This is a genomic window from Paenibacillus sp. FSL M7-1414, from assembly GCF_038003195.1.
Classification (GTDB): domain Bacteria; phylum Bacillota; class Bacilli; order Paenibacillales; family Paenibacillaceae; genus Paenibacillus; species Paenibacillus amylolyticus.
Genome location: NZ_JBBOOS010000001.1, coordinates 6,936,215 through 6,961,220, shown reverse-complemented (window position 1 = coordinate 6,961,220; position 25,006 = coordinate 6,936,215). Strand labels below are relative to the sequence as shown.

Below are 25,006 nucleotides of genomic sequence, written 5' to 3'. Positions count from 1 at the left end.
AGAACGATGCATGTGAAAGGTCGCTTATTGAATAAGAAGCACCTGCAAAGACTGTGGGAGCTATTACGAAACTAGGTGGTAATCTGCGGAATGAAAGAACAATTTTCGAAGTTGTTTGGTTTGGCGGAGCGCAATAACGGAGATGAGATCAAACAGATTCCGGTTAATGAAATTGTGAGCAGCCCATATCAACCCCGTACTATTTTTGATGATGATAAAATTGATGAGTTGTTGCAGACGATCAAAACACATGGTGTAATTCAGCCCATTGTCGTTCGCGTGCGAAATGGATCATATGAGATTATTGCCGGGGAACGTCGCTGGCGTGCAGTTCGAAAATTGGGTTTGGATACGATTCCGGCTATTGTGCGTGAATTCAACGACTCTCAGGCCGCATCCATTGCACTGATTGAGAACTTGCAGCGTGAAGGATTGACTTCCATTGAGGAAGCTGTCGCTTATCAGAAGCTGATCGACTTGCATCAATTGACACAGGAAAGTCTGGCACAACGACTCGGCAAAAGCCAGTCAACCATCGCGAACAAAATTCGGTTGTTACAGCTTCCGGACGGCATTAAGGCCGCATTGATGGAACGCAAAATTTCTGAACGGCATGCAAGGGCATTACTTTCTCTGGATACGGAAGAACTGCAGATGAAGTTGCTCGGTGAGATTATCGAAAAAGAATTGAATGTGAAACAGACAGAGGCACGTGTTGCCTTCTACAAGGAATCTTCCAAGATTAAAAAATCTAGACGTGTTTCCTTTACCAAGGATGTAAGGCTTGCACTTAATACAATTCGCCAATCCATTGATATGGTAACTGGCTCTGGTCTGGACATCAAAACAAAAGAAGCAGACCATGAGGATCATTATGAGATCGTTATCCATATTCCAAAACGCAAATAATTGAAGCTTATGGCGGCAATGGGCCGCTTTTTATGTCTATAAAGCAAGTTAGGTCTGACATGTTTAAAGAACGGTCGGTATATTGATGGAACGGTAGTTGTTGTTTGTGTGGACGATAGCCGCCTGCTTTTTGTTAACAATATCTCACAACCTACAGAAAAGACTCCTATTTTATTTGAGGTGAAGTAATTGTCTAAGATTATGGCCGTAGCAAATCAAAAGGGCGGTGTGGGGAAAACGACGACATCTGTTAACTTGGGTGCAGGACTGGCTTCACTCGGGAAAAGAGTATTGCTTGTCGATATTGACCCTCAGGGGAATACAACCAGCGGAGTCGGAATCAATAAAGCAGATGTGGCTAATTGTATATATGATGTCATTATTAATGAGGTTCCTCCTCAAGAAGCAATTTTGGAGACTCAGATTGAAGGCCTTCATATCATACCTGCAACGATTCAGCTTGCCGGAGCCGAGATCGAATTGGTGTCCACGATATCACGGGAAGTTCGCCTGAAAAAATCACTCGCCATGGTGAAAAAAAACTATGATTACATACTGATCGATTGTCCACCCTCTCTTGGTATGTTAACGATCAATTCGTTGACTGCTTCCGATTCGGTGATCATTCCGATTCAGTGTGAGTATTATGCACTTGAAGGATTAAGCCAGTTGCTTAATACAGTTCGTCTTGTACAGAAACATCTGAATACCTCCCTGCAGATTGAAGGGGTATTGCTGACGATGTTTGATGCACGGACCAATCTGGGAATTCAGGTAATTGAAGAAGTGAAAAAGTATTTTCAACAAAAAGTATATCAAACGATTATTCCGCGTAACGTACGGCTTAGTGAAGCACCATCTCATGGTCAATCCATTATCACGTATGACCCTCGTTCAAGAGGGGCGGAAGTGTATTTAGAGCTCGCAAAGGAAGTGATTTCTTATGAGTAAGCGGCTTGGAAAAGGTCTTGATGCCCTCATTCCTTCGCTTTCAATTAATGACGATGATAAAGTCGTAGAAATCCCGATTAGTCAACTGCGGGCTAACCCCTATCAACCACGTAAAGTATTTGATGAGGGCGCAATACATGAACTGGCTGAGTCCATTCGTCAGCATGGTGTCATACAACCCATTATTGTTCGTCCTGTATTACGAGGTTATGAGATTATCGCCGGAGAACGACGGTTCAGAGCTTCGCAATATTGTGGTAATGCCACGGTACCGGCTGTAGTCCGCAACTTCAGTGATCAGCAGGTAATGGAGATTGCGTTGATTGAGAATCTGCAACGGGAGAATCTGAACGCCATGGAAGTTGCAGTTGCTTATCAGGGGTTAATGGATCAATTCGCGTTGACTCAGGAAGAGTTGTCTGTAAAAGTAGGTAAATCACGTTCTCACATTGCTAACTTCTTGCGTCTGTTATCATTGCCCGAAGAAGTAAAAGACCATGTTTCACGTGGAACATTATCTATGGGACATGCACGTGCGATCGTAGGTGTTAAAGACGAGGTTATAGTGAAGCAGCTTGCAAAACAGACCATTGATCAGCAATGGAGTGTACGTGAGTTGGAGGAAGCTGTTCAACAACTGGATCGCTCCAAAACAGGTGAGGCTAAAGCCAAATCGAAGTTAAAAAAGAAAGATCCATTCATTGATACATTGGAAGAATCTCTTCGTGAACGTTTCAAAACCACAGTGAAAATCAAGCACAATAAAGATAAAGGTAAAATTGAGCTCAACTACTACAGTCAACAGGATCTGGAACGGCTATTGGAATTGTTACAATAACAGTCGGGTCTATGATTCATTAACAACATGCGGGGCTTACTCATGTCATGACATATCGCCTCTGTACCATGGAGAAACGATATGTCATTCTTTGTTTATAGGGTTATATGTGCAGTATGTGCAGGCGAATTATTAATTTATAGGACAGAGGTGGTTGTGAGGTGGAGGGAGTTATCTATCTAGATCATGCAGCAACATCTTGGCCCAAACCACCTGCTGTCGGTGATGCGATGTTGAGTGCATTGGAGATTGCCGGAGCTAATCCTGGCAGAGGAAGTCACCGTATGGCTGTTCAGGCAAGTCGTGTATTGTTCGAGGCGAGAAAATCCATATCCAATATCTTTGGAATCAAAAATGCGAATGATATTGCATTCGGATCAAATACGACAGAAGCGCTAAATCTAGCTATTCAAGGCTCGATCAGAGAGTGCGACCATGTGATTGCCACCATGGCTGAACATAACTCAGTCAGACGACCACTGGAGTACATGCGAAGACTCCGAAATGTAGAGATTGATTATGTACCTGTTGATGCTTCGGGCGCCATTGATCTGATGCAAATGGAACGTATGTTTCGTTCCAATACCAGATTGGTGGTATGTACACATAGTTCGAATCTGCTTGGCAGTATTCTTCCTATTGGAGAAATATCGCTCCTATGTCGTAAACATCAGGCGATCTTATTGGTAGATGCAGCTCAGAGTGCTGGGGTTATGCCTGTGAATGTACAACAATTGGGCATTGATATGTTGGCTTTTCCAGGGCATAAGGGACTGCTTGGTCCTCAGGGTACAGGGGGCTTGTACATTGCTCCAGAGCTCGATATAGAGCCTTTACTTCATGGAGGAACAGGAAGTCAGTCAGAAGCTCTTGAGCAGCCAAAGGTGCGTCCTGATCGGTATGAAGCGGGGACACCGAATACAGTCGGGATCGCAGGGCTGAATGCGGGTGTGAAACATGTACTTGAGATGACACCAGCGTTCATCTACCAACATGAGTGGGAACTGACCCAACATATAATGGATGGGCTGTCATCCGTTAAGGGTATACGAATGCTTGGTCCAGAGATTGGACAGCCACGCACCGGATTAGTATCTTTTACTGTAGATGGGTATGATTCAGCACAACTCGCCTTCCGTTTAGATCGGAATTATGGGATTGCGGTTCGCTCCGGTTTTCATTGCACACCGCTTGCACACGAATCTGCTGGTACAACCGCTACCGGAGCAGTAAGGGCCAGTGTGGGGTACAATTCAACTAGAGAACATGTGGAAGCACTCGTTAAGGCAGTGTTGGAATTGACTGGGGCAGACTAGATTAGAGTTGAAATGATGAACTCATTTGATATCGGGTTGCTTGATTAAGCTTATGGATATCGGGTTGATTTATAAAGAATGATAATATTACAGGACAGACGTTAATCTGATCAAAAATATAGAGGGGTAGTTGCAATTACATGGCTGAATTAAACGAGCTGATTCTGGAACAGCTGTTATGGATTATTGGCGGAATGGCATTACTTACGGTGATCTTGCTGATTGTGAGTATTGTTCAAGGGGCAAAGTTACGAAAGTTTAAACGTAAATATGAAGCCATGATGGCTGGCAGTGGAGTAGAGGACCTGGAATCGTTGCTGGTTAATCTGAAAATTCAGATGGACAGCATTGAGGATGAACACAAACTGCAAACGAATCAGCTGCAAGTTGTCATGCAAAAGCTGACCCGCATTCAAGGTAAAGTTGGCGTGAAAAGGTACAATGCATATGGAGAGCGTGGCAGTGATCTGAGCTTCTCAATGGCCATGATTAACGATAGCCAGGATGGCATGATCCTTACGGGGATATATAACCGTGACGGTTCTTACGTATATGCCAAACCTCTTAAAGGGGGAGAGTCCACGTATACTCTGTCCCCAGAGGAAAAGGAAGCTATTACTCTGGCACAGCAAGCAGAGTAGAACGTGTATGCCATTCCCGGATGGCCGAGTACAGACTGCTGGATATAATCTCGGACATGCGCATAACAAGACTGAGCCGTGTGTTCTGTAGAACAAAGTATTCCATAAAGCCGCCGACGTTAACGATACCTGTCAGATGGATATCGCCGACCGGCGGTAATTCTTTATTTACCCCCGCACCCGGCTTGAGTGGGCCATTCACAACTTGAATGCATCCTACACTGGATGATTGTCCGAGACATGCGTCAATGCCAATCACATAAGGGTTATGGTGTGTTTTCTGTATGTTGTGGAGTGTATCTTGCAGGTTCATCGCATGGACTGGTTCATCCAAGGTACCATATAGATGGAATAAAGGGCTGTCCCACTTGGAAAGGGCTGATCCGACCAGAGGACCAAGGCAGTCGCCTGTTGAGCGATCTGTGCCGATGCAGACAATCACTACATTTTGCAGAGAATGGGCTTTGTAGAGATGGAACATTAAACGATGGGTAATGGCTGAGTGAATACCTGGATCGGTATGGGGGATTTTCAAACTGGTCATGTCTTGTGATGAAAAGGAACGCGAAGTAGGATTCATAGGATCTATCCTTTCCCTTGGAATAGTAGTAACAGTATATGGAAAGGTAGAGCGTTTTATACTTCACGAGGACAAGCTTTTTCTCTAGGGTTGGACGTATGGCGAAAGGAGCCGAACATGGACGAATGGATTAACGATTGGATGCTGATTGCATTTGATTCAACCCAGCAGGCACTGCGTGCTGAAATGCTGCTGGAGTTTGCCGAGATAGAGATTGATTTGTTCCCTACACCAAAAGAAATTACAGCAGGGTGTGCGCTATGTATTCAGTTTCCAAAAGAGGATCTGGAGCGAGTACAGAAGATCATTCGTAACGAGTTCGTAGAGATCCGAGGCCTCTATTTCAAAACAGAAGATAGCTATGATAACATACCGATGTAGAGGAGGGATGATGAATGTTGTCATTTCAGTTTGCTCAAGGGATTACAGCTAGCGGTCCGGTAGCCGCCGTGGATGAAGCCCTTCGTTGGACGGATAAAGTCTGGAACAAAATTGCAGATCCAGAAATGTGGCTTAACATTATGTTCAGCTCAATCCGGATCATCATTATTTTTATCATCACCCGTATTGTCATTAAGGTAGTCTATCGAATTATAGATCGTTCCATGGAACGCAAGCAGGAAGGCAAGATTCGCGTGAATCCACGCAGATTCGTAACCGTAGGGGAACTGTTGAAAAATGCGACCTCCATAACATGTAATTTCATTATGATTCTGCTACTGTTATCTGAGATCAATATCCAAGTTGGACCGCTACTCGCTAGTGCCGGTGTGCTCGGGCTTGCCATTGGTTTTGGTGCACAGGGTCTGGTCAAGGATGTTATTACCGGTTTCTTCATTATATTGGAGGACCAGTTCGCTGTGGGGGATGTTATTCAGACAGGAACCTACAAGGGAACGGTTGAAGTGATCGGACTTAGAACTACCAAACTGGTCAGCTGGCAAGGTGAAGTGCACATTATCCCAAACGGGGCGATTGCAAGTGTAACGAACTACTCCATGTCGAATTCGCTGGCTGTAGTGGATATTCCGATGAAGGCGGACTTAAGTCTCGATGAGTCAGTACATCTGGTTAAAAAGTCTTTGGTCGGGATCGAAGAGCGTGACCTAAATATTGTGAAGGTGCCGGATGTGCTCGGTATACAGTCGATGTCTACATCTGAGTATGTGGTGCGAATTGTGGCTGAATGTATGCCTAACTCTCGTGCTTCGGTGGAACGTCAGATTCAGGGCGATGTGAAAAAAACGCTGGAGTATCATGAGATGAGCAATCAAGCTGTATTGGAACAGGCAGTAGCTTTGGAGAAAGATGAGGGGGATGGCACAGGTGGAGCGTAAAAGTTTCCAGCTTGGGGATATCGTGCAGATGAAGAAGCAGCATCCCTGTGGCAGCAATGAGATGGAGATCATTCGTATGGGTATGGATATTCGGATCAAGTGTGTCGGATGTAAACACAGCGTGTTGATTCCAAGAGCGAAATTCGAGAAAAACATGAAGAAGGTACTGCGTTCAGCCGAAGATTCCACTGAATCCTGATCTTGCAATAATTCGGTATGCAGTATGCGTAATAACGTTTACATGCAGGCTCCGTAGGAGTGTTGCGTTCTGTAAATGATCATGCTATAATCAATATTGCTGCGGAAAGGTACCCAAGAGGCCCAAGGGGGCTGACTCGAAATCAGTTAGGCGTGTCACAGCGTGCGTGGGTTCGAATCCCACCCTTTCCGCCACTTCAATTGTAATTTACTCAATACACATTGAGTTTAATAAAAAGATCGATAAGAAGACTTTCCATTAGGAAAGTCTTTTTTGGTATAACGTTTTATCGAATATGTATTGAACATGTATCCATATCAGATGCATCATTAATGACTCGAACGAAAAACAAAGAGCCCCGAAGGGCTCTTTATCCGGCGGTGCATTTGTTTGTTAGGAAACAATCGGTCGTAACAATCAGACACTTGGTGTACTGCACGTAGCAATACGCGTGCTTCAGACGAAGGGCCTTACTACACATAACCACTTGCTTCTTAAATTACGTGATGAATCTCCAACAGCGAATGATCGGCTTCGTTGTCCAACGGAACCACACCTCTCTCGTGCACCGCCTGATTGTATTATGTGCTTTATTCCGTTTTATATACATGGATCGTAAAAAAGTATTGCGATTAATGGACGCGGGCTTTGGTCAGCTTCTTCCACTTGCGATTATGATTGCTTGTTTCGGGAAAAGCTTCACCTTTTTGCAACGTTACCCGCTTTGGGTTCTGAATTTCCGTGACAAAGCTTTTTTCCCCAACTTCCGTGTACTCTCCATCGTTTGGGGCTTTGTCTCCTGGTTCAAACTCGGTTTTTTCACCCATGATAAAACCTCCTCTGCAGATTATGTTACTTTGTTACTTCTGTAGTGTGCTCCATAGCCGGGCTGATCATGTGCCAATATGTACAGGGAACGTTTGCTTGCACTTTGACTCGGTATTTGTTATATTAATATAGTTCGAGTTTGTGCTCGTTCCTTGCTCTCAACCTAGATTGAGGGCCAGAGTCCATAAGGAGGTGAAAATTATGCGCAAATATGAAGTGATGTACATTATTCGTCCTGACATTGAGCAAGAAGTTGTTCAAGCTACAGTCGATAAATTCCAAGGCATCATCTCCAACGGCGGTGGTGAAGTTACAGCTCACGACGTTATGGGTAAACGCCGTCTTGCGTATGAGATCAAGAAATTCCGTGATGGTTTTTATGTTCTGGTACATTTCACTGCTGAACCAGCAGTTGTAACTGAACTTGAGCGTCTCATGAAGATTTCTGACGAAGTAATTCGTTATCTCATTACCAACGACGTTAAGTCTGCTTAAGACTACTCGTGATTAACGCACCAATACGCTCTGAAGGAGGGGATTACATTGTTGAACCGTGTCATTCTGATCGGACGGTTAACCCGGGATCCTGAGTTGCGCTACACTCCAGCAGGAGTGGCAGTTACGCAATTTACTTTGGCAGTAGACAGACCGTTTACAAGCCAAGGGGGAGAAAAGGAAGCCGATTTCATTCCGGTCGTAACCTGGAGACAGCTTGCCGAGACCTGTGCGAACTACTTGCGCAAAGGACGCCTGGCTGCAGTCGAAGGACGCATTCAAGTACGGAACTACGAGAATAACGAAGGAAAACGTGTATACGTGACCGAAGTCATTGCCGATAATGTCCGTTTCTTGGAGTCAGCTAACCGTGATAATAGCGGTGGCGGCGGTGGGCAACCAATGCGTGAAGAGCCTTCTTATGGAGGCGGCGGACGCGCGAACAATAACAATAATTCGCGTAGCAACAATCAGGATCCTTTTTCCGATGACGGAAAACCGATTGATATATCGGATGATGATTTGCCATTTTAACATGAACTGATACTCTTAGGAGATATGGGTTACATGATAGGAAAGGACTGAAAAGCATGGGCTTCAAGCAAAGAGAAGGCGGAGACAACGATAAAAGACCGGCACGTCGTGGCGGCCGTAATAAACGTCGTAAAGTGTGCTTCTTCACAGCTAACAAAATTACTCACATCGATTATAAAGATACGGACTTGCTTCGTAAATTTATCAGCGAACGTGGAAAAATTTTGCCACGCCGTGTAACAGGTACTAGCGCTAAATATCAACGCATGCTGACGATTGCAATCAAACGCTCCCGTCAAATCGCATTATTGCCATACACAACTGAGTAGTTTTTACTCAGCTTGCATACGAAGCAGTCGGCTTATAGCCGGCTGCTTTTTTGTATATATCAATAGAAGTAATAGAAATAACAGATCCACTCTAACAAATGGAACAATTCAATACTGTGGTGATAGAAGCATTCAAGGCTCAAATGAATTATAATAGAGTCTAATCTACTGAAAAGGTACAGGCAGCAGGAATAGCTGTTTATTTCAGAATAAACACCAGGAGTGGATATGAATACATCCAAACGTAAAGGCAAACAGAGAAAAAAGAGAAGTCTAAAAACCTGGATTATAGCTACTCTTTTACTTTCCATTATATATGTGTGGTTACAGCAAAAAGGTGATATAGATAATATGTGGCCCGGGACAACAATCCAAGAAGCTCTGCCAATCACCGGCCTACATCCTGTGGTTGCAGAGAATGAGAAATTATTGGTACGTAAGGCAGCGAGACGTGGAATAGAGATTGTTATCACCCACGGTTACCGAAGTTCTGAGGAGCAAGATGCACTATTCAACCAAGGACGCTCAAGCGCAGGCAATATCGTTACTAATGCGCGTGGTGGTGAGTCATATCATAACTACGGATTAGCAATTGATTTTGCATTGAGGACGCCTGAGGGTGATGTGGTGTGGGATATGGAACGGGATGATAACGGCAATGGCAAGGCAGACTGGATGGAAGTTGTGGACCTCGCCAAAGAGTTAGGTTTCACTTGGGGTGGAGATTGGGCAAACTTTCCGGACTATCCTCACTTGCAGATGGATTTTGGTTTGAGTATTAATGAGTTAAAACGTGGTAAAAGACCTCCTCACTCTCAGTAAAAGGTGTTATATATACACTTAAATGAATAATTATTAGATAAGCTCTGCATTATGCAGGGCTTTTTTCTTTCTTTTGTAAAATAAATGATAAAAGATGACAATTTGGTCTTTACATTAGCAAATAAATAAAACTATACTAGATTAACTAGATTTTTTACTTTGATCGCACATATTATTTCAATTGTAAGCATAACGGCTCTGATTAAATAAAATTCAGCTATAGATCGAGATATAATCATCACTCATATATATAACATTTACCTCACGCAAAATTAAGATTGTCTACTTAATACAAAGCATACACATACACTAGATGTAACTAGTATGTTATGTATATGTTACTTTGACCAATTGCCTATGTATTCCTCACAGCCAAAAACAAGATAACGCCTCTCAAATTCCCTGCTATAAGCCTTTATAGTATTACTAATATCCAAATCTGTAGTATAAAAAACATTTATACCAAAAATCTCAAAATAAGCATTGACGTTAGCTAAAATTACACGTATGATTACATTAATTATTTTGATATATAATTCCGCTAGGAATTATCAACATTAATTGACCAATGGTCTAAATATAAGTCTCTTAAACTTGTTTCTCCTAACAATTTGGTATTTTGTATAAGCTATTGTTCGTTATCTTCAAGAACTTGGAAATATACAGTGGATGCATTTCTACACACGAATACAATCTACGGAAATTATGGGGTTAGGGTGATTGATTTGAATACAGAGCTATTGGAAGTCAGAAATCTAACAACATCATTCAGAATTGAAGATGACTATTATGCAGCAGTGGATCACGTTAACCTTACGGTGAAGAAAAATGAAGTATTGGCGATTGTAGGTGAATCCGGGTCAGGTAAAAGTGCTTTTGCATTCTCTCTTATGGGTTTGCATAACAAAGCAAAGATCGAAGGCCAGATTCTCTATAAAGGACAAGATATTGCCAACATCTCCCCAAGCAAGTTAAACAAGCTACGCGGCAAAGAAATGGGCATGATTTTTCAGGACCCATTGTCCGCACTAAATCCTCTAATGATTATTGGTGAACAGATTGAAGAGATTCTCACACTTCATCAGTCCAAGCTGTCTTCCAGAGAGAAGAGAGAAAAGGTCATTCACTTATTGAATCAGGTAGGGATTCCACGTCCCGAACAAATATACAAGCAGTATCCCCACGAACTATCTGGTGGTATGAGACAGAGAATTGTTATTGCCATTGCGATTGCCAACAAACCGGAATTACTCATAGCCGATGAACCAACGACGGCGCTTGACGTTACGATTCAACTACAGATTCTGGAGCTGATCCGTGATCTGAAGAGTGAAATTAACGCAGGCATTATTCTGATTACACATGATCTGGGTGTCGTTGCTGAGATGGCTGATCGCGTAGCAGTTATGTATGCAGGTGAAATTGTTGAAATCGCAGATATCTTCACATTGATGAACGATGCGAAGCATCCATATACCCGCTCATTGTTGAACTCTATTCCCACCCTGTCTGAAGAAAGATCCAAATTACATGTCATCCAAGGCATCGTACCATCACTCAAAAATCTTCCTCGCAAAGGGTGCAGATTCAAAGCCCGAATTCCATGGATTAGTGAATCGGCTCATGAAGAGAACCCACAGATGCATGAAATTGCACCAGGTCACTTTGTACGGTGTACCTGTTACCAGCACTTTCATTTCCCTGACCAAAGCTGAGGAGGAATAACATAATGGCATTACTCGAAGTAGAAGGGCTCAAGATACACTTTCCGATTCGCGGTGGATTGCTTAAACGGGAAATTGGCAGTGTAAAGGCTGTTGATGATGTTAGCTTCTCCATTGAAGAAGGACAGACTTATGGTCTGGTTGGCGAATCAGGTTCAGGAAAAACAACAACAGGCAGAGCCATTATTGGGCTAAACCATGTCACTGACGGAAAGATCCTGTTTAACGGCAAAAATCTGGCTACGGAGCGACGTAAGAACAGGCAGCTCCAGCGGGATGTACAAATGATTTTTCAAGACCCATATTCATCACTGAATCCAAAGAAGCGGGTTATCGATATTATTGCTGAGCCGTTTCGTAACTATGAGCGTCTGACAGCCACCGAGGAGAAAAGACAAGTAAGAGAATTACTTGAAAAGGTTGGCTTGAGTCCGGAATCAATCTACAAATATCCGCATGAATTCTCAGGGGGGCAGCGTCAACGGATCGGCATTGCACGGGCTATTGCACTGAAGCCGAAGCTAATTATCGCGGATGAACCTGTATCTGCACTCGATGTATCGGTACAGGCTCAGGTACTCAACTTCATGCAGGAAATTCAAAAAGAATTAAATCTGACCTATCTGTTCATCAGTCACGATCTGGGTATCATCCGTCATATGTGTGATGAGATTGGAATTATGTATAAAGGTCGATATGTGGAACAGGGCACAACAAATGATATTTTTGAGAATCCGCAACACATCTATACCAAACGTCTTATTGCAGCCATTCCGGATATGGACCCAACCAAACGAGAGGAAATGGTAGTCTTCCGTCAACAGGTCAAATCCGAGTATGAACATTCATACCGAAATTTCTTTGATGAGGAAGGGCTTGCATACTCGCTCAAATCCATTTCCGATACTCACCGAGTAGCTCTACCTCAGAAAGGTTGAAGGCCATATGTGGAAAACGATAGTACGCAGAATTATCATAATGATCCCTCAGATCTTTTTACTAAGTCTTTTGGTCTTTCTGATGGCCAAGGCCATGCCTGGCGATGCACTAACGGGATTACTTGATCCAAGCGTTGATCCCAAAGCATTGGAAGCCCAGCGAGAGAGACTGGGATTGAATAATCCCTGGTATGTGCAATATTGGGACTGGATTAAAAACGCCGTCCAAGGTGATTTTGGACAATCCTTCCGTTTCAAAATGCCGGTTACCGACTTGATCGGTCAGCGTGTAGCAAACACATTCTGGCTCGCACTGGCGACACTTGTACTGACATACCTGATCGCTATTCCACTGGGTATCATCAGCGGTCGTTACAACGATACCTGGTCTGATCGGTTGATCACGGGATACACCTATCTGGGCTTTGCCGCACCATTGTTCATCTTCGCACTGGTGATGGTATGGATCTTCGGATTCCACTTCGGCTGGTTCCCGACAGGAGGTAGCGTTGCGCCGGGACTTACACCAGGCACATTCAGCTACGTAATGAGTAAGTTCTATCATCTATTATTGCCGGCACTATCCATGGCACTGATTACAACGGTATCTACGGTTCAATATTTACGTAGTGAAATCATTGATATCAAGCATAAGGAATTCGTTATTACTGCCAGAGCCAAAGGCGCCTCGGAATCCCGGATCTACAACAGGCATATCTTGAGGAACTCACTATTACCTATCGCCGCGTTCTTCGGATATGAGATTACAGGGCTTATCGGAGGTACGGTATTTATTGAAAGTATATTCAGTTATCCAGGTATGGGGCAGTTGTTCCTGAGTTCCATCTCATTGCGTGACTTCAGCGTTGTGACTGCACTCGTATTGTTGTATGGCGTAGCTTCCATTCTCGGGGCATTGCTGTCTGACATAATTCTAGGAATTGTAGATCCACGTATACGGATCAAGTAAGAACTTGAAGATTTCGGGGTGAAAACAAGATGAGCAAGGCCAACGAGGTAGTTGTAACTTCACAAAAGGTTGATAAAAGCCCCTCCAGCTTGAGTATTTTATGGAGGGAGCTTGTCAGAGATAAGGTGGCACTAATCTCGCTCATTTTCTTGGGCTTGGTCATGTTGCTGGTATATGGCACGTCTCTCATTCTGAATCAGGATGATATCGTACGCGTGGATCTGTTTGCCTTATATGAACCACCATCCGCGAAATATTGGCTTGGAACGGACTATGGAGGTCGTGATGTATTTGGCCAACTGGTCATCGGTACACGTAACTCCCTGACCATTGGAATTATCGTAACGTTAATGACTGGCTTCATAGGTATCTTAATTGGCCTTTTATCCGGTTATTTCGGTGGAATGATAGACAACCTGTTTATGCGTGTTGTTGATTTCTTCATGATCCTTCCGATGTTGATGATTGTTATCGCGTTTGTTACGGCAGTACCGAAATACAATATCATCTCGTTCTCTCTAATCATGACGGCATTTCTCTGGATGGGTATCGCCAGGTTGATTCGCTCCAAAGCATTACAGGAACGGGAACTGGATTATGTAAAAGCTTCAAAAACATTGGGCTCTTCTCATCTGAAGATTATGCTCTCACAGGTTCTTCCGAATCTGAGTTCCATTATCATCGTAACGATGACATTGAATCTCGCTGCCAACATTGGCCTCGAATCCGGGCTGTCTTTCCTCGGGTTTGGTTTTCCCGAAAGTACGCCTAGTCTTGGAACACTCGTAAGTTATGCACGTAATCCGCAAACCCTGGAATCCAGATGGTGGATATGGCTACCCGCATCGGTACTGATTCTGGTATTGATGTTGAGTATAAATAATGTCGGTCAAGCCCTAAAGCGTGCGACTGATGCAAGACAAAGAAGAGGTTAAAAAAAGGGAGGAAAGGTTCATGAAAAAGGGATTATTTTCACGGGGACTATTTTTCACGATGATGTTGGTCTTTGTATTGGTGCTCGCAGCGTGCTCTGAGAAAGAAGCAGCTACTCCAGCTCCAGCTTCCAACACAGAAGAGGGAAAAACGGAGGAAAAACCTGCTAATGAAGAGGGCGTTTACTCCATTGAAGACTTCAACAATGTCAAAACGAATGAGGGTACTGCGATCGAGGGTGGATCGATTACATTCGGACTTGTATCGGATACTGCTTTTGAAGGTACACTGAACTTTAACTTCTATTCCGGTAACCCGGATGCACAGGTTCTTCAATGGTTTGATGAAGGCTTGCTGACTTGGGATAAAGACTATGTGTACACCAATGATGGTGCTGCAACATATGAGACTTCCGAAGATGGTAAAACGTTCACACTGACCATTCGCGACAATGTAAACTGGCATGATGGCAAGCCGGTAACGGCTGAAGATCTGCAGTTTGCTTATGAAGTGATCGGTAACAAAGCGTATGATGGTCCACGTTACGACTCCAACTTCACTAGTGTAGTAGGTATGGACGAGTATCATGCTGGAAAAGCAAAAACAATCTCTGGTATTAAAGTGCTGAGCGACAAACAAATCAGCATTACGTATAAAGAATCTACTCCGTCCCTGCTGACAGGTGGCGTATGGACGTATCCTCTGGCTAAACATATCTTCGGTGATATGGATGTAGCAAAAATGTCTTCTTCCAAAGAAGTACGTGAAAAACCAATTGGTTTTGGTCCATTTAAAGTGGATGTGATCACTCCAGGTGAGTCTGTAACTTTTGTTAAAAACGATGATTACTGGCGTGGAGCTCCAAAACTGGATGGTGTAACTCTGAAAGTTATCAACCCGACAACGGTTGTTCAAGAACTGAAATCTGGCGGAGTAGACCTTGTGGATGCATTCCCGACAGATCAATACAAAGACAATGCTAACCTGTCCAACGTAGAATTCCTGGGTACAATCGATCGTGCTTATACGTACATCGGTTTCAAACTGGGTACGTGGGATGAAGAGAACGGAAAAGTTGTAAGCAATGCCGAAGCAAAAATGGGCGACAAAAAGTTGCGTAAAGCCATGTGGATGGCTGTAGATAACGATCAAGTAGGTAAACGTTTCTATAATGGTCTGCGTTGGAATGCAACAACCCTGATTCCACCGTCTCACCCAGAATTCCATGATTCCAACAATCCGGGTGTAGCATATGATCCAGAAGCAGCGAAAGCATTGCTCGACGAAGCTGGTTACAAACTGGATGGTGAATTCCGTACGAATCCGGATGGAACACCACTCGAAATCAACTTTGTATCCATGACTGGTGGAGACACAGCTGAACCATTGGCTCGTTATTATGTTCAATCATGGGCAGCTATTGGTTTGAAAGTAAATCTGGAAATGGTTGAGTTCAACAGCTTCTATGACCGTGTAGGTAACACAGGTAAAGATGATCCAAACATTGATGTGTATCAAGCAGCATGGGGCGTTGGTATTGACGTAGATCCATCTGGTCTGTATGGCCGCGATGCACTCTACAACTTCTCCAGATTCTCCAGCGAAGAGAATGACAAATTGCTGGCACAAGGTATCTCAGCTGAAGCATTTGATGTAGACAAGCGTAAAGAGATCTACAATCAATGGCAACAATACATGGTAGATGAAGTTCCTGTATTCCCTACACTGTATCGTGCAGTTGTAGCACCCGTTAACAAACGTGTAATGAACTATGCGATTGGTGATGGAACAGGCGTTTACCTGAGCGACCTGCAAGTTAATGCAGACAAAGCAGTTGTAGCTCAGTAACACATTCTTAAATTAGCAGCTGTAAGGATTGGGGTCCTTTAAGAAGCCGGTTGCTAGATTATTAATGAAGAATTCTCCTGGGAAAATGAATAAAAAGTGTCTTTAAAAACATGGATTCTGTACACTCTGGCATGGGTGTATGGGGTTCATGTTTTTTTTGTAACCAAAAAATAAAAAAAATTTAACTTTTTTTCAAAAAAGTGCAGACAAAATGCCTCTTTACTTCGTCTATATAGGTAAGAGGTGATCATCTTATGAAAAAATGGTGGAAACGGGCAGGTATGCTGCTAGCTCTCTTGCTTATTATATATTTGGGTGTGAAACCGGACATGCTGGTAGGCAAACCGGGAATTAAAGCTGAATCTGCGGTACTAATGGATATGAACTCTGAACAGATCTTAATGGATTTTAACGGCTCCGAAGAGATTGCTCCGGCAGGCGTCAGTAAGTTGATGACAGAACTGTTAGTAATGGAGGCCGTGATCAATGGTGATATAGGCTGGAATGATCTTGTTAATGTGAGTCTGTATGCCAGCTCCGTGGGGGGTAGTCAACTGACCCTGAAACAGGGAGAGCAGTTCACCGTTCAGGAGTTGTTCGAGATCGTAGCTGTCTATTCAGCCAATGATGCAGCGGTTGCTCTGGCTGAACATATCAGTGGTACAGAGCAGAAGTTCGTGCAACAGATGAATCAGAAGGCAACTCAGATTGGACTTTCTAAGGAAACACAATTCACGAATTCAACGGGCCTCAGTGAAAAGTTGCTTGGTCCTAACCGTCCGATGGAAATACAAGGGCAGACCTTAATGACGGCTATAGATGCATGCAAGCTAGCGCGATATCTGCTGAATAACCATCCCGAGATTTTAAGAATCTCCAGTCAAATGCAAGTATCAATGCACCAAAAAGGGATGTACATGAGCAACACGAACTGGATGTTGTCCTCCATTGGTGGGCCGTATGCTTACGATGGGAATGACGGATTGAAGACCGGGTATGATGAAGATTCCGGATATCATTTTGTGGGGACAGCTGAACGTGATGGCAAAAGACTGATATCAGTTGTATTTGGAACAGATACTCGTGAAGGGCGTTTTGTGGAGACTCGGAAGTTATTCAACTATGGTTTTTCGGGAAACCGAGTCAGACCAGATTATTGAAGCATTACGCAAGCGTTAGTACGTTAGATAAGATATGAGGGCTGTCCGCAGGTTCAACTGAACATGTGGTAGCTCTATTTTATCGAATTAGAGGTAAATTGATCCATATAATCATATTATTAAATTGACATATGGTTTTCTTTTGTTTTAAAATGACCAGTGAGTCATTATTATTCAATTCAGTTTAATATATATGTACCAAACCAACTGTACGATACTGAATTTACGATCTGATCGGGAGGTAACTTATGATGCAAAAACAAATGAAATGGCCGCTAGTCTTGTTTGCCATAGGGGTATTTATGGCTGCGCTGGATAACGGGATCATCACCTCTTCACTGACCACCTTAAATGCATCATTTGGTGTGTCGCCAACATGGGGAGCATGGACGATTACGCTTTACACGCTTGGGCTTGCGGTGAGTGTACCTATTGCAGGCAAACTGTCGGACCGTTATGGTCGCAAGAAACTATTTTTGATTGAAGTGGCGTTGTTTGGGATCGGGTCCCTGCTTGTCGCGCTGAGCACATCGTTTACCTTTTTCCTGATTGCTCGTGTCATTCAAGCTTTGGGCGGTGGTGGGATTTTTATCATTGCCAGCTCATATGTATTAAGCAAGTTCCCGGCGGAGCGACAAGGTACAGCCTTGGGTCTGCTGGGAGGGATGAATGGTGTTGCCGCTATCTTGGGACCCAATGTCGGTGCTTTTATACTGGATCTGACTGGCAACTGGCATTGGTTATTCCTGATTAACGTGCCTATCGCCATTCTGCTATTCATAGCAGGTATTCGATTTATTCAGGAAGAGCAGGAACTGAATCGTGCAGCAGTGGACTGGAGCGGTATTGCTGTCCTAACGTTGGGTGTACTCAGTTTAATGTATAGCTTTAGCAATCTGGACGGTGTGAACATGCTTCAAAGCCTGGGATCACCGATGTTCTACGGCTTTTTCTTGGCAGGTGTGATCATTCTGGTACTCTTTTACTTCATGGAAAAAAGGCTGGAAGGATCTGAACGTGAACCTGTTGTATCGACACAGCTTCTGGGCATTGCGTCCTTTCGCTGGACGCTGTTGATTGCCTTTTTCTCCGGAGCCATTCTGGCCTCGGTGATCTTTATTCCCGGATTTGTTGAACAATATCTCGGCGTATCCAATACAGCTTCCGGGTACTGGTTTACTCCACTCGCGCTGGCATCCGGCATCGGGGCAGGTGGAGGTGGATACCTCGTTGACCGCAAAGGGCCGATCTGGACTTTATCGGTTGCGGGGCTGCTATCTGCCATTGGATTCCTGCTGTTCCCGCTATGGGTGGAGCATATCTGGCAATTTGTCATCGCGAGTACACTCGTAGGTATCGGTTTCGGCATGATGCTTGGTGCGCCAGTTAACGTACTTGTCACGGAACAGGCGGGAGAAAACAACAAAGGCATCGCGGTAGCGACCAGCTCGTTATTCCGCCAGATGGCGATGGCTATTGCACCTACGATTTTCGCTGGATTCCTGGCACGTTCTTTCATTAATCTGGGGTCCAACATTCAGGCAGGATTCGCTGACAAAGGAATTCAGGTGCCTCCGGAGATGCTGGAGCAATATGCATCGGGTGGAGCAGCAGGGAGTGATGTCTCCAGTCTGACAGAGGGCCTGTCCCAGATTCCTGATGAAGGCATCCGTGATGTGTTGCTCCAGGCAGTGCATCAAACGACAGGGCAGGGTTACAATGGCCTTTTCTGGTCTGCGGTGGTATTCAGTGTGCTTACGCTGGTAGCTGCGCTTATAACGGGACGTCTGCGTCAAAAAGAGAAGATCCAACATGTGGAAAGTATATCCACAAACTGATTCGATAACGTTAGAAATGAAGAGAACAGTGCACCTTTTGTAGCTAAAAAGGAGTCGCTGTTCTTTTCAATTTAACCGGATTGTAACTTTTCTTGCTCTCGCAATGATTACAATAGAACGAGCGTAAGCGGTGTCTTGATTCAAGAGAGAGAAAACTTCAGTGAACACCGAGTCACAAGACATCTCAGACGTTTAATTGGTATTATGGATTATCATTTCGATAGTGAAGAAGGAATCGATGGATGAAAAGCAGAACTAAAGATAAGAAGAAGAAAAGAAGAAAAGGCCTATATATAACGCTCGTTTCGCTTGTTGTTTTGTTAATCGGAGGTTATTTGTTCCGTCAGCAACTGGCTGTAGCGGCATTTGATCTGTTTCTCGCCGGTTCGGTAGAAGATCAGTTATCCCGTTCTTATGTACCGCAAGAAGGCAACAACACGCCTGATCCAACGGTATACCGTAAGGAACCTTTCTCCGTATTACTGTTAGGTTCGGACAAACGCGCCTATGAGAAAACGCGTGGACGTTCCGATACCGTCATCTATGCTGTAGTTCGTCCCAAGGAATCCCGTGTGCTGTTGGTATCCATTCCACGTGATACGTATGTGCAGATTGTAGGACGGGATGCCAACAAGGACGGCGAAGATGATTATGATAAGCTGGCGCATGCCTACGCTTTTGGTGGGGAGAATATGTCCATCAATACGGTGGAGAAATTCCTTGATGCTGATGTGGGTTATTATGCAACAATCAACTTCGACGGAATCAAAAAAGTGGTTGATGCGCTTGGTGGTGTAAAACTGCCAATTGATGAGGACATTGTGAACAAGAATCCGGATCATGTGCAATTCACGATTGAAGGCGGTAAGCCGATCTATGACGGGCAGGAAGCACTGTATTATGTAAGATACCGTGAGGATAGCGATTTTAATCGTACCAAGCGGCAGCAGATTTTCCTGAACGCGATGGCGAATGAGATGCTGAATTTGAATCAAATCGCCAAAATTCCCGAATTGATTCAGATCATGGGAGACAGCTTCCAGACGGATATGCGAGCTTCTTTTATTATTGATCTGGCCAAACAAGTGCTTACTCAGGAGAAACCGCAGATTTCAAGCTTCACCATTCTGGGTGAGGGAATGAAAAAAGACGGTATCTATTATGGTCAGGCTGACGAGAAAGATGTCCAATATGCCAAAGAGCTGATTAACAACTGGATGGATCAATCGACCCCAGCCGGTGAAGTCATGATCCCTGACCGGCAAAAGATTGAATAACCAATTCCATACCAATGATGTGTTGTAGACCACAATCAGCAGTACGTTTATTCGCGGGCTGCTGTTTTTTTTCTTTGTATTGAGAACTATTATCCTTTTGGAACATCCTGCGTTCTGATCCGTATAATATAAGTTGAGCGAGATAAGTTGAACGAAGAAATTCACAAGGAGGATACACAAGGGTATGAACATCGCATTTTTTCTGCTACCCAAACAAGAGGTTACGTGCGTGACGTCGGATTCTACGCTGCGGCAAACGTTGGAACGGATGGAATATCATCGTTTTACGGCGGTACCCATTTTGAATAAAGAGGGCAAATATATTGGTACGGTTACCGAAGGCGACTTACTGTGGTATATGAAGAATGCCGAGGGAAAGATTTCATTTGAAAACGCTTCAAAGTTCTTGCTCAAGGATGTTCCCCTTCGCTTGGATATTAAACCTGTATCCATTAACGCCAACATGGAGGACCTGATTAATCTGGCTAAAGTTCAGAACTTTGTTCCTGTGGTCGATGATATGGATCGGTTCATTGGTATTGTCAGACGGAGTCAAATTATTGAGTACTGCGAGGGCATTGTAGCCAAAGAATCGATCAAGGCTAAGTAAGACTGTTACGAATTTAAACATTATTGTGTCATGAGGGATAATCACAGCCGTCCGGTATCATGTTAAACTTAAGAAGTCCTAAATCAGGGGCGGATTCGAAGTTTTTTACAAATATATAGGTCGATAGGATGTACGGAGGACTCCGCATAAGTACCTGACATCAGTTTCGGAGAACTTCTCCGTTTTTTGGGGTAATTTTGCGGGCCCTCTTTTTATGCTATAATCGAGAATAAAGCTTTTTCGGGGGAGAGTGACTTTCGCCAATATGCCTAAAGAACTGGATGTAGCCAAACGCGCTAAAGTGATTGAATGGCTGAAAACCGAAGTGCTTGATCAGGTATCCCGATTATTCAAGGCGTTATGGGAAGGCAGTACAACTCGAATCGGGGACAGTCTTGCCAGTTTGATTATGAGTAGTTACATATTGGGCCGCAGGCTCGGTATTCCTTTCAAGGATCTGGATGCACTGCTAGTTGAGAAGTTGAAAAAGCATAAACAGGAAGGTCACCAGCTTGAAGACTGGTACCAGGATATTTCCTCGCTAGAAGATCATATGCGTAAGAGGTGAATTTGTTGAAATTTAGCTTTAAATCAGCTGTTTGGAGCGCAGTCTATCTGCTCTTGCTACTTTCGCTGTTAACTCCTTTATCGGTACTTGCCATATTTTTTATGATGATTCCGGGAGTTATTTTGTATGCTTCATTATCTTTAAAATCATTTATATGGCATCTCGTGCCCGTAGCCGTTATTTTGGTCGTATTCCACCCCATCTATCTGTTACTATTGCTCATCTTTACCCTGCCTGCAATCGTTATGGGTCACGCGTATAAAACACGCAAATCGGCCCTGTTCGCTCTGATGGCGGGAAGTGGCATGATGTTGGCAGAATACTTGTTGTTGCTCTTAGTCGGCAGTGTCATTTTCCAATTCGACCTGTCCAGTTATATTGAAGATGTGGTCAAATTGACCATTGAACCGTTAACCAATACATCGAATCAGATGATCAACGGATTTGCATGGACACCTGAGATGACCGAGGATGTTGCCAAACAAACACAGCTTATGATTCCGTTTGCTCTCGTTGTCACGTCTATGGTAATGGCCTTCATTACACACGCCATTGCTCGTCCGATTCTGAACGTGATGGGTGTGGTGGTATCGAAGCTTCCACCAGCGAGAGAATGGCGTATGCCGCGTGCGTTGATCTGGTATTATTTCCTTGCTCTGTTGATCGAAGTGATCTCCAGACAAAGTGATGGAACATACTGGACTATGATTGCCATGAATCTGTCGCCGTTAATTAATCTGGGCTTCATGATTCAAGCGATCGGTTTCTTCTTCTTTCTCTCACATACAAAGAAATGGAATCCGGTTATACCATATTTCCTGGCGGCTGCGGTCTTCTTCATTGGTCCGCTTCGGATTATCGGAATTATCGATCTGGCGTTCCCGCTTCGTGAGGCAATATCGAAATCAAAACGATAGGGTGATGAGTCATGCCTAAATTTCTGAAGAAACGCTGGCACGGCTACTATACCGTATGGGCGTTCATACTGCTGCTGTTGCTCGTTATGTTCGTTACCATTTATAACTGGACGCTTGGTTTGATTAGTCTGATACTGGCTTCGGCGCTGGGAATCGTCATGATTAAGGCGGAGCTCGCGTTCCGCCGTGAGCTTAACGACTACATTAATGGCCTATCTATTCGGATCAAACGGATGGAGGGGGAAGCGGTCAGCATGCTTCCATTCGGAATTGTGCTGTACAGCGAAGATCGTACGGTAGAGTGGCATAACCGCTTTGTCGCGGAGATGTTCCAGGAGAAGACAATGGTGGGTAATCCGCTACTTAATATGTTTCCCAAACTTCCTCAGCCTAAAGAGAAGAAGGATGGGACGAAGGAACATTCATCCAAGGAGTTGCATGACGAATTCCAGTTGGATGATCGGCATTATGGAGTTATTCATAACCCGCAGGAGCGGTATGTATATGTATACGAGATTACGGAGCTAGCCATTCTTCGTGATAAATATGAAAATGAACGCCTTGCATTGGGAATTCTCGTTCTGGATAATCTGGACGAAGCTGCCCAAGGCATGGACGATCAACAGCGTACAGCGCTGATTGCTCGAGTGACCAGCGAAATTACGTCTTGGGCCAAGCGGTACGAAGTGTACCTGCGCCGCCTGTCTTCTGATCGTTATCTGTTGATGCTGAATCATAAGTCTTTGCAGGAACTGGAGCAGAGCCGATTTGTCATTTTGGATGAAGTTCGGGAGATGACTGCTGACCTCAAAGTGCCAATGACACTCAGTGTTGGACTGGCGTTTGGATCGGATAGCATCAGTGAGATGGGAGAACTGGCACAGTCCAGCCTGGACATGGCACTTGGACGTGGGGGTGATCAGGCTGCCGTGAAGTCCGGACAACGCCTGTCTTTCTATGGCGGCAAGTCTAACGCAGTGGAGAAACGGACACGGGTAAGAGCCCGCGTTATTGCACACGCGCTGCGTGATCTCATGCAGGAGAGCGACCGGGTGCTCATCATGGGGCACAAAATTCCGGATATGGACGCGATCGGCGCATCCATCGGAGTGTGGAAAGCGGCCAGTCTGTACAATGTGGAGGCCCGAATTGTTCTGGATGGAATGAATCCATCGATTGAACGCATGATGGAGCAAGTGAACAAGGACGAGAAGTTGTCCAAAGCATTTGTATCACCGGAACAGGCAACCCAGATGATGACCGAGCACACGTTACTGGTGGTGGTGGATACTCATAAGGCCTCCATGACCATGGAGCCAAAACTGGTACAGTCTGCTACCCGTGTCGTAGTTGTGGATCACCATCGCCGGGGTGAAGAGTTCATCAATGACGCAGTGTTGATCTATCTGGAACCTTATGCGTCCTCTGCTGCCGAATTGGTAACCGAACTCTTGCAATACATTCATGATAAGGTACAATTCACTCCGCTAGAAGCTACGGCTCTACTTGCCGGGATTACGGTGGATACGAAGCATTTTGCACTGCACACGGGGTCCAGAACGTTCGAAGCGGCAGGTTTCTTGCGCCGTAGCGGTGCGGACACCATTATGATCCAGCGGTTGATGAAAGAGGATCTGTCAGAATATATTGCTAAGGCAGAAATCATAAAGCATGCTAAAATGGTATATGGAAACATTGCGCTGGCGGTCACAGACCCTGGTAGCAAGATTTCACAGATGATGATCGCCCAGGTGGCGGATACATTGCTGAACATGACTGACGTGGTCGCTTCATTTGTGATTAGTGAGCGTCCGGATGGACTGATTGGCATCAGCGCGAGATCGCTGGGGCGCATGAATGTTCAAGTTGTCATGGAACGACTGGGCGGTGGCGGACATTTGACGAATGCTGCCGTGCAGCTTGAAGGAACGCTTGGAGAGGCAGAAAAACGGCTGACGAACGTACTGGCTGAAATCGAAAAGGAAGAGGGGCTGTTCGAATGAAAGTCATTTTTATAAAAGATATGAAGGGTCAAGGCAAGAAAGGGCAAGTGAAAGAAGTATCTGAGGGTTACGCACAGAACTTCTTATTGCCACGGGGAATCGCACGTCTGGCAACAGACGGCAACATGAAGACACTGGACAACCAGAAGGCGGCTGAAGAAAGACTCAAACAGGAAGAGAAAGCGGAAGCGGAAGCACTTGCGAAAAAGCTGGAAGCAGAAGTAACTGAACTGAAAGCCAAGTCCGGCGAAGGTGGTCGTCTGTTTGGCGCCATTACTAGCAAACAGATCGCAGAAGCTTTGTCTAAAAAGGGTCTGAAAGTAGACAAACGCAAAATTGAGCTGGACGAGCCTATTCGTACACTCGGCGTAACACAAGTAACTGTCAAGGTTCACCCTGAAGTGAAGGCAACCTTGAAGGTACAGGTAACGGAAGAGTAAG

27 protein-coding genes and 1 tRNA gene are annotated in these 25,006 nt (G+C 44.5%); 26 read left to right on the top strand and 2 right to left on the bottom strand.

Annotated features, from left to right (window positions below):
* Positions 1-90: 90 nt before the first annotated feature.
* The 5 genes from noc to MHH92_RS30280 all read left to right on the top strand — a co-directional run bounded on the left by noc (position 91) and on the right by MHH92_RS30280 (position 4,655).
* On the top strand, positions 91-909 hold the full coding sequence (gene noc, locus MHH92_RS30300; protein ID WP_036611968.1) for a nucleoid occlusion protein: 819 nt from the start codon (positions 91-93) through the stop codon (positions 907-909).
* Positions 910-1,098: 189 nt separating this feature from the next.
* On the top strand, positions 1,099-1,860 hold the full coding sequence (locus MHH92_RS30295; RefSeq protein WP_036611966.1) for a ParA family protein: 762 nt from the start codon (positions 1,099-1,101) through the stop codon (positions 1,858-1,860).
* Positions 1,853-2,698 (top strand): ParB/RepB/Spo0J family partition protein, encoded by an 846-nt coding sequence (locus MHH92_RS30290; RefSeq protein ID WP_036611964.1) that lies wholly within the window; start codon positions 1,853-1,855, stop codon positions 2,696-2,698. The genes MHH92_RS30295 and MHH92_RS30290 overlap by 8 nt, the downstream gene beginning before the upstream one ends.
* Positions 2,699-2,859: 161 nt before the next feature.
* Entirely contained in the window at positions 2,860-4,014 is a 1,155-nt protein-coding gene (locus tag MHH92_RS30285) for an aminotransferase class V-fold PLP-dependent enzyme (RefSeq protein WP_340907602.1), read from the top strand.
* Between the two features lie 140 nt (positions 4,015-4,154).
* Positions 4,155-4,655: a DUF4446 family protein gene (locus tag MHH92_RS30280; RefSeq protein WP_036611960.1), complete on the top strand. Its 501-nt coding sequence runs from the start codon at positions 4,155-4,157 to the stop codon at positions 4,653-4,655.
* Here the strand turns inward: MHH92_RS30280 and yyaC are convergent.
* Positions 4,630-5,235, bottom strand: a complete 606-nt coding sequence (yyaC, locus tag MHH92_RS30275) for a spore protease YyaC (protein WP_036611957.1) — start codon at positions 5,233-5,235, stop codon at positions 4,630-4,632. The genes MHH92_RS30280 and yyaC overlap by 26 nt on opposite strands.
* A 117-nt stretch (positions 5,236-5,352) precedes the next feature.
* Between yyaC and MHH92_RS30270 the strand changes: the two genes are divergently transcribed.
* From MHH92_RS30270 to MHH92_RS30255, 4 genes are all read left to right on the top strand, one after another.
* Positions 5,353-5,616, top strand: coding sequence for a DUF3343 domain-containing protein (locus MHH92_RS30270; protein WP_017691427.1), 264 nt, complete (start codon positions 5,353-5,355; stop codon positions 5,614-5,616).
* Between the two features lie 14 nt (positions 5,617-5,630).
* Positions 5,631-6,572 carry a mechanosensitive ion channel family protein gene (locus tag MHH92_RS30265; protein WP_340907601.1) on the top strand — a complete coding sequence of 314 codons (942 nt, stop codon included), beginning with the start codon at positions 5,631-5,633 and terminating at the stop codon, positions 6,570-6,572.
* On the top strand, positions 6,562-6,771 hold the full coding sequence (locus tag MHH92_RS30260; RefSeq protein ID WP_036611950.1) for a DUF951 domain-containing protein: 210 nt from the start codon (positions 6,562-6,564) through the stop codon (positions 6,769-6,771). The genes MHH92_RS30265 and MHH92_RS30260 overlap by 11 nt, the downstream gene beginning before the upstream one ends.
* A 103-nt stretch (positions 6,772-6,874) precedes the next feature.
* Positions 6,875-6,965, top strand: a tRNA-Ser gene (locus MHH92_RS30255).
* Between the two features lie 438 nt (positions 6,966-7,403).
* Here MHH92_RS30255 and MHH92_RS30250 read toward each other — a convergent pair.
* On the bottom strand, positions 7,404-7,598 hold the full coding sequence (locus MHH92_RS30250; RefSeq protein ID WP_036671877.1) for a YjzC family protein: 195 nt from the start codon (positions 7,596-7,598) through the stop codon (positions 7,404-7,406).
* Positions 7,599-7,800: 202 nt separating this feature from the next.
* Here MHH92_RS30250 and rpsF point away from each other — a divergent pair, with 202 nt between their 5' ends.
* From rpsF to rplI, 17 genes are all read left to right on the top strand, one after another.
* A complete protein-coding gene (gene rpsF, locus MHH92_RS30245; RefSeq protein WP_036611944.1) occupies positions 7,801-8,094 on the top strand; it encodes a 30S ribosomal protein S6 in 294 nt (97 codons plus the stop codon).
* 48 nt (positions 8,095-8,142) lie between these two features.
* Positions 8,143-8,628 carry a single-stranded DNA-binding protein gene (ssb, locus tag MHH92_RS30240; RefSeq protein ID WP_017691432.1) on the top strand — a complete coding sequence of 162 codons (486 nt, stop codon included), beginning with the start codon at positions 8,143-8,145 and terminating at the stop codon, positions 8,626-8,628.
* 56 nt (positions 8,629-8,684) lie between these two features.
* On the top strand, positions 8,685-8,957 hold the full coding sequence (rpsR, locus tag MHH92_RS30235; protein WP_017691433.1) for a 30S ribosomal protein S18: 273 nt from the start codon (positions 8,685-8,687) through the stop codon (positions 8,955-8,957).
* A 228-nt stretch (positions 8,958-9,185) separates the two neighbouring features.
* Positions 9,186-9,779: a M15 family metallopeptidase gene (locus MHH92_RS30230; protein WP_340907599.1), complete on the top strand. Its 594-nt coding sequence runs from the start codon at positions 9,186-9,188 to the stop codon at positions 9,777-9,779.
* Between the two features lie 725 nt (positions 9,780-10,504).
* Positions 10,505-11,494, top strand: coding sequence for an ABC transporter ATP-binding protein (locus MHH92_RS30225; protein ID WP_036612047.1), 990 nt, complete (start codon positions 10,505-10,507; stop codon positions 11,492-11,494).
* A gap of 14 nt (positions 11,495-11,508) precedes the next feature.
* Complete coding sequence (locus tag MHH92_RS30220; RefSeq protein WP_340907598.1) at positions 11,509-12,441, top strand: ABC transporter ATP-binding protein; 933 nt, start codon at positions 11,509-11,511, stop codon at positions 12,439-12,441.
* Positions 12,442-12,448: 7 nt separating this feature from the next.
* The gene (gene opp4B / locus MHH92_RS30215) at positions 12,449-13,411 is read left to right on the top strand and encodes an oligopeptide ABC transporter permease (RefSeq protein ID WP_169482677.1); all 963 of its coding nucleotides are present in this window, start codon (positions 12,449-12,451) and stop codon (positions 13,409-13,411) included.
* Between the two features lie 29 nt (positions 13,412-13,440).
* Positions 13,441-14,346: an ABC transporter permease gene (locus MHH92_RS30210; RefSeq protein WP_036611941.1), complete on the top strand. Its 906-nt coding sequence runs from the start codon at positions 13,441-13,443 to the stop codon at positions 14,344-14,346.
* A 19-nt stretch (positions 14,347-14,365) separates the two neighbouring features.
* Positions 14,366-16,192 (top strand): oligopeptide ABC transporter substrate-binding protein, encoded by a 1,827-nt coding sequence (locus MHH92_RS30205; RefSeq protein WP_340907597.1) that lies wholly within the window; start codon positions 14,366-14,368, stop codon positions 16,190-16,192.
* Positions 16,193-16,446: 254 nt separating this feature from the next.
* Complete coding sequence (locus MHH92_RS30200; RefSeq protein WP_340907596.1) at positions 16,447-17,352, top strand: D-alanyl-D-alanine carboxypeptidase family protein; 906 nt, start codon at positions 16,447-16,449, stop codon at positions 17,350-17,352.
* A 251-nt stretch (positions 17,353-17,603) separates the two neighbouring features.
* The gene (locus MHH92_RS30195; protein ID WP_340907813.1) at positions 17,604-19,190 is read left to right on the top strand and encodes an MFS transporter; all 1,587 of its coding nucleotides are present in this window, start codon (positions 17,604-17,606) and stop codon (positions 19,188-19,190) included.
* A gap of 242 nt (positions 19,191-19,432) precedes the next feature.
* Positions 19,433-20,467 carry an LCP family protein gene (locus MHH92_RS30190; RefSeq protein WP_036671869.1) on the top strand — a complete coding sequence of 345 codons (1,035 nt, stop codon included), beginning with the start codon at positions 19,433-19,435 and terminating at the stop codon, positions 20,465-20,467.
* Between the two features lie 184 nt (positions 20,468-20,651).
* Complete coding sequence (locus MHH92_RS30185) at positions 20,652-21,077, top strand: CBS domain-containing protein (RefSeq protein ID WP_017691444.1); 426 nt, start codon at positions 20,652-20,654, stop codon at positions 21,075-21,077.
* A gap of 265 nt (positions 21,078-21,342) precedes the next feature.
* Positions 21,343-21,645 carry a MazG-like family protein gene (locus MHH92_RS30180; protein ID WP_036611930.1) on the top strand — a complete coding sequence of 101 codons (303 nt, stop codon included), beginning with the start codon at positions 21,343-21,345 and terminating at the stop codon, positions 21,643-21,645.
* Positions 21,646-21,650: 5 nt separating this feature from the next.
* On the top strand, positions 21,651-22,562 hold the full coding sequence (locus MHH92_RS30175; RefSeq protein WP_036612044.1) for a DUF2232 domain-containing protein: 912 nt from the start codon (positions 21,651-21,653) through the stop codon (positions 22,560-22,562).
* Positions 22,563-22,573: 11 nt separating this feature from the next.
* On the top strand, positions 22,574-24,565 hold the full coding sequence (locus tag MHH92_RS30170; protein WP_253504618.1) for a DHH family phosphoesterase: 1,992 nt from the start codon (positions 22,574-22,576) through the stop codon (positions 24,563-24,565).
* Positions 24,562-25,005 (top strand): 50S ribosomal protein L9, encoded by a 444-nt coding sequence (rplI, locus tag MHH92_RS30165; RefSeq protein ID WP_036611925.1) that lies wholly within the window; start codon positions 24,562-24,564, stop codon positions 25,003-25,005. Before MHH92_RS30170 ends, rplI begins: the two co-directional genes overlap by 4 nt.
* Position 25,006: the final 1 nt, after the last annotated feature.

Bases quoted from the DNA above. Each gene is read 5' to 3' on its own strand.
- MHH92_RS30210 (WP_036611941.1), top strand. From the start codon at position 13,441: ATGAGCAAGGCCAACGAGGTAGTTGTAACTTCACAAAAGGTTGATAAA.
- MHH92_RS30230 (WP_340907599.1), top strand. From the start codon at position 9,186: ATGAATACATCCAAACGTAAAGGCAAACAGAGAAAAAAGAGAAGTCTA.
- MHH92_RS30290 (WP_036611964.1), top strand. From the start codon at position 1,853: ATGAGTAAGCGGCTTGGAAAAGGTCTTGATGCCCTCATTCCTTCGCTT.
- MHH92_RS30195 (WP_340907813.1), top strand. From the start codon at position 17,604: ATGCAAAAACAAATGAAATGGCCGCTAGTCTTGTTTGCCATAGGGGTA.
- MHH92_RS30190 (WP_036671869.1), top strand. From the start codon at position 19,433: ATGAAAAGCAGAACTAAAGATAAGAAGAAGAAAAGAAGAAAAGGCCTA.
- MHH92_RS30270 (WP_017691427.1), top strand. From the start codon at position 5,353: ATGGACGAATGGATTAACGATTGGATGCTGATTGCATTTGATTCAACC.
- MHH92_RS30250 (WP_036671877.1), bottom strand. From the start codon at position 7,598: ATGGGTGAAAAAACCGAGTTTGAACCAGGAGACAAAGCCCCAAACGAT.
- opp4B (WP_169482677.1), top strand. From the start codon at position 12,449: ATGTGGAAAACGATAGTACGCAGAATTATCATAATGATCCCTCAGATC.
- MHH92_RS30180 (WP_036611930.1), top strand. From the start codon at position 21,343: ATGCCTAAAGAACTGGATGTAGCCAAACGCGCTAAAGTGATTGAATGG.
- rpsF (WP_036611944.1), top strand. From the start codon at position 7,801: ATGCGCAAATATGAAGTGATGTACATTATTCGTCCTGACATTGAGCAA.
- rpsR (WP_017691433.1), top strand. From the start codon at position 8,685: ATGGGCTTCAAGCAAAGAGAAGGCGGAGACAACGATAAAAGACCGGCA.
- noc (WP_036611968.1), top strand. From the start codon at position 91: ATGAAAGAACAATTTTCGAAGTTGTTTGGTTTGGCGGAGCGCAATAAC.
- rplI (WP_036611925.1), top strand. From the start codon at position 24,562: ATGAAAGTCATTTTTATAAAAGATATGAAGGGTCAAGGCAAGAAAGGG.
- yyaC (WP_036611957.1), bottom strand. From the start codon at position 5,235: ATGAATCCTACTTCGCGTTCCTTTTCATCACAAGACATGACCAGTTTG.
- MHH92_RS30185 (WP_017691444.1), top strand. From the start codon at position 20,652: ATGAACATCGCATTTTTTCTGCTACCCAAACAAGAGGTTACGTGCGTG.
- MHH92_RS30205 (WP_340907597.1), top strand. From the start codon at position 14,366: ATGAAAAAGGGATTATTTTCACGGGGACTATTTTTCACGATGATGTTG.
- MHH92_RS30200 (WP_340907596.1), top strand. From the start codon at position 16,447: ATGAAAAAATGGTGGAAACGGGCAGGTATGCTGCTAGCTCTCTTGCTT.
- MHH92_RS30280 (WP_036611960.1), top strand. From the start codon at position 4,155: ATGGCTGAATTAAACGAGCTGATTCTGGAACAGCTGTTATGGATTATT.
- MHH92_RS30220 (WP_340907598.1), top strand. From the start codon at position 11,509: ATGGCATTACTCGAAGTAGAAGGGCTCAAGATACACTTTCCGATTCGC.
- MHH92_RS30265 (WP_340907601.1), top strand. From the start codon at position 5,631: ATGTTGTCATTTCAGTTTGCTCAAGGGATTACAGCTAGCGGTCCGGTA.
- MHH92_RS30170 (WP_253504618.1), top strand. From the start codon at position 22,574: ATGCCTAAATTTCTGAAGAAACGCTGGCACGGCTACTATACCGTATGG.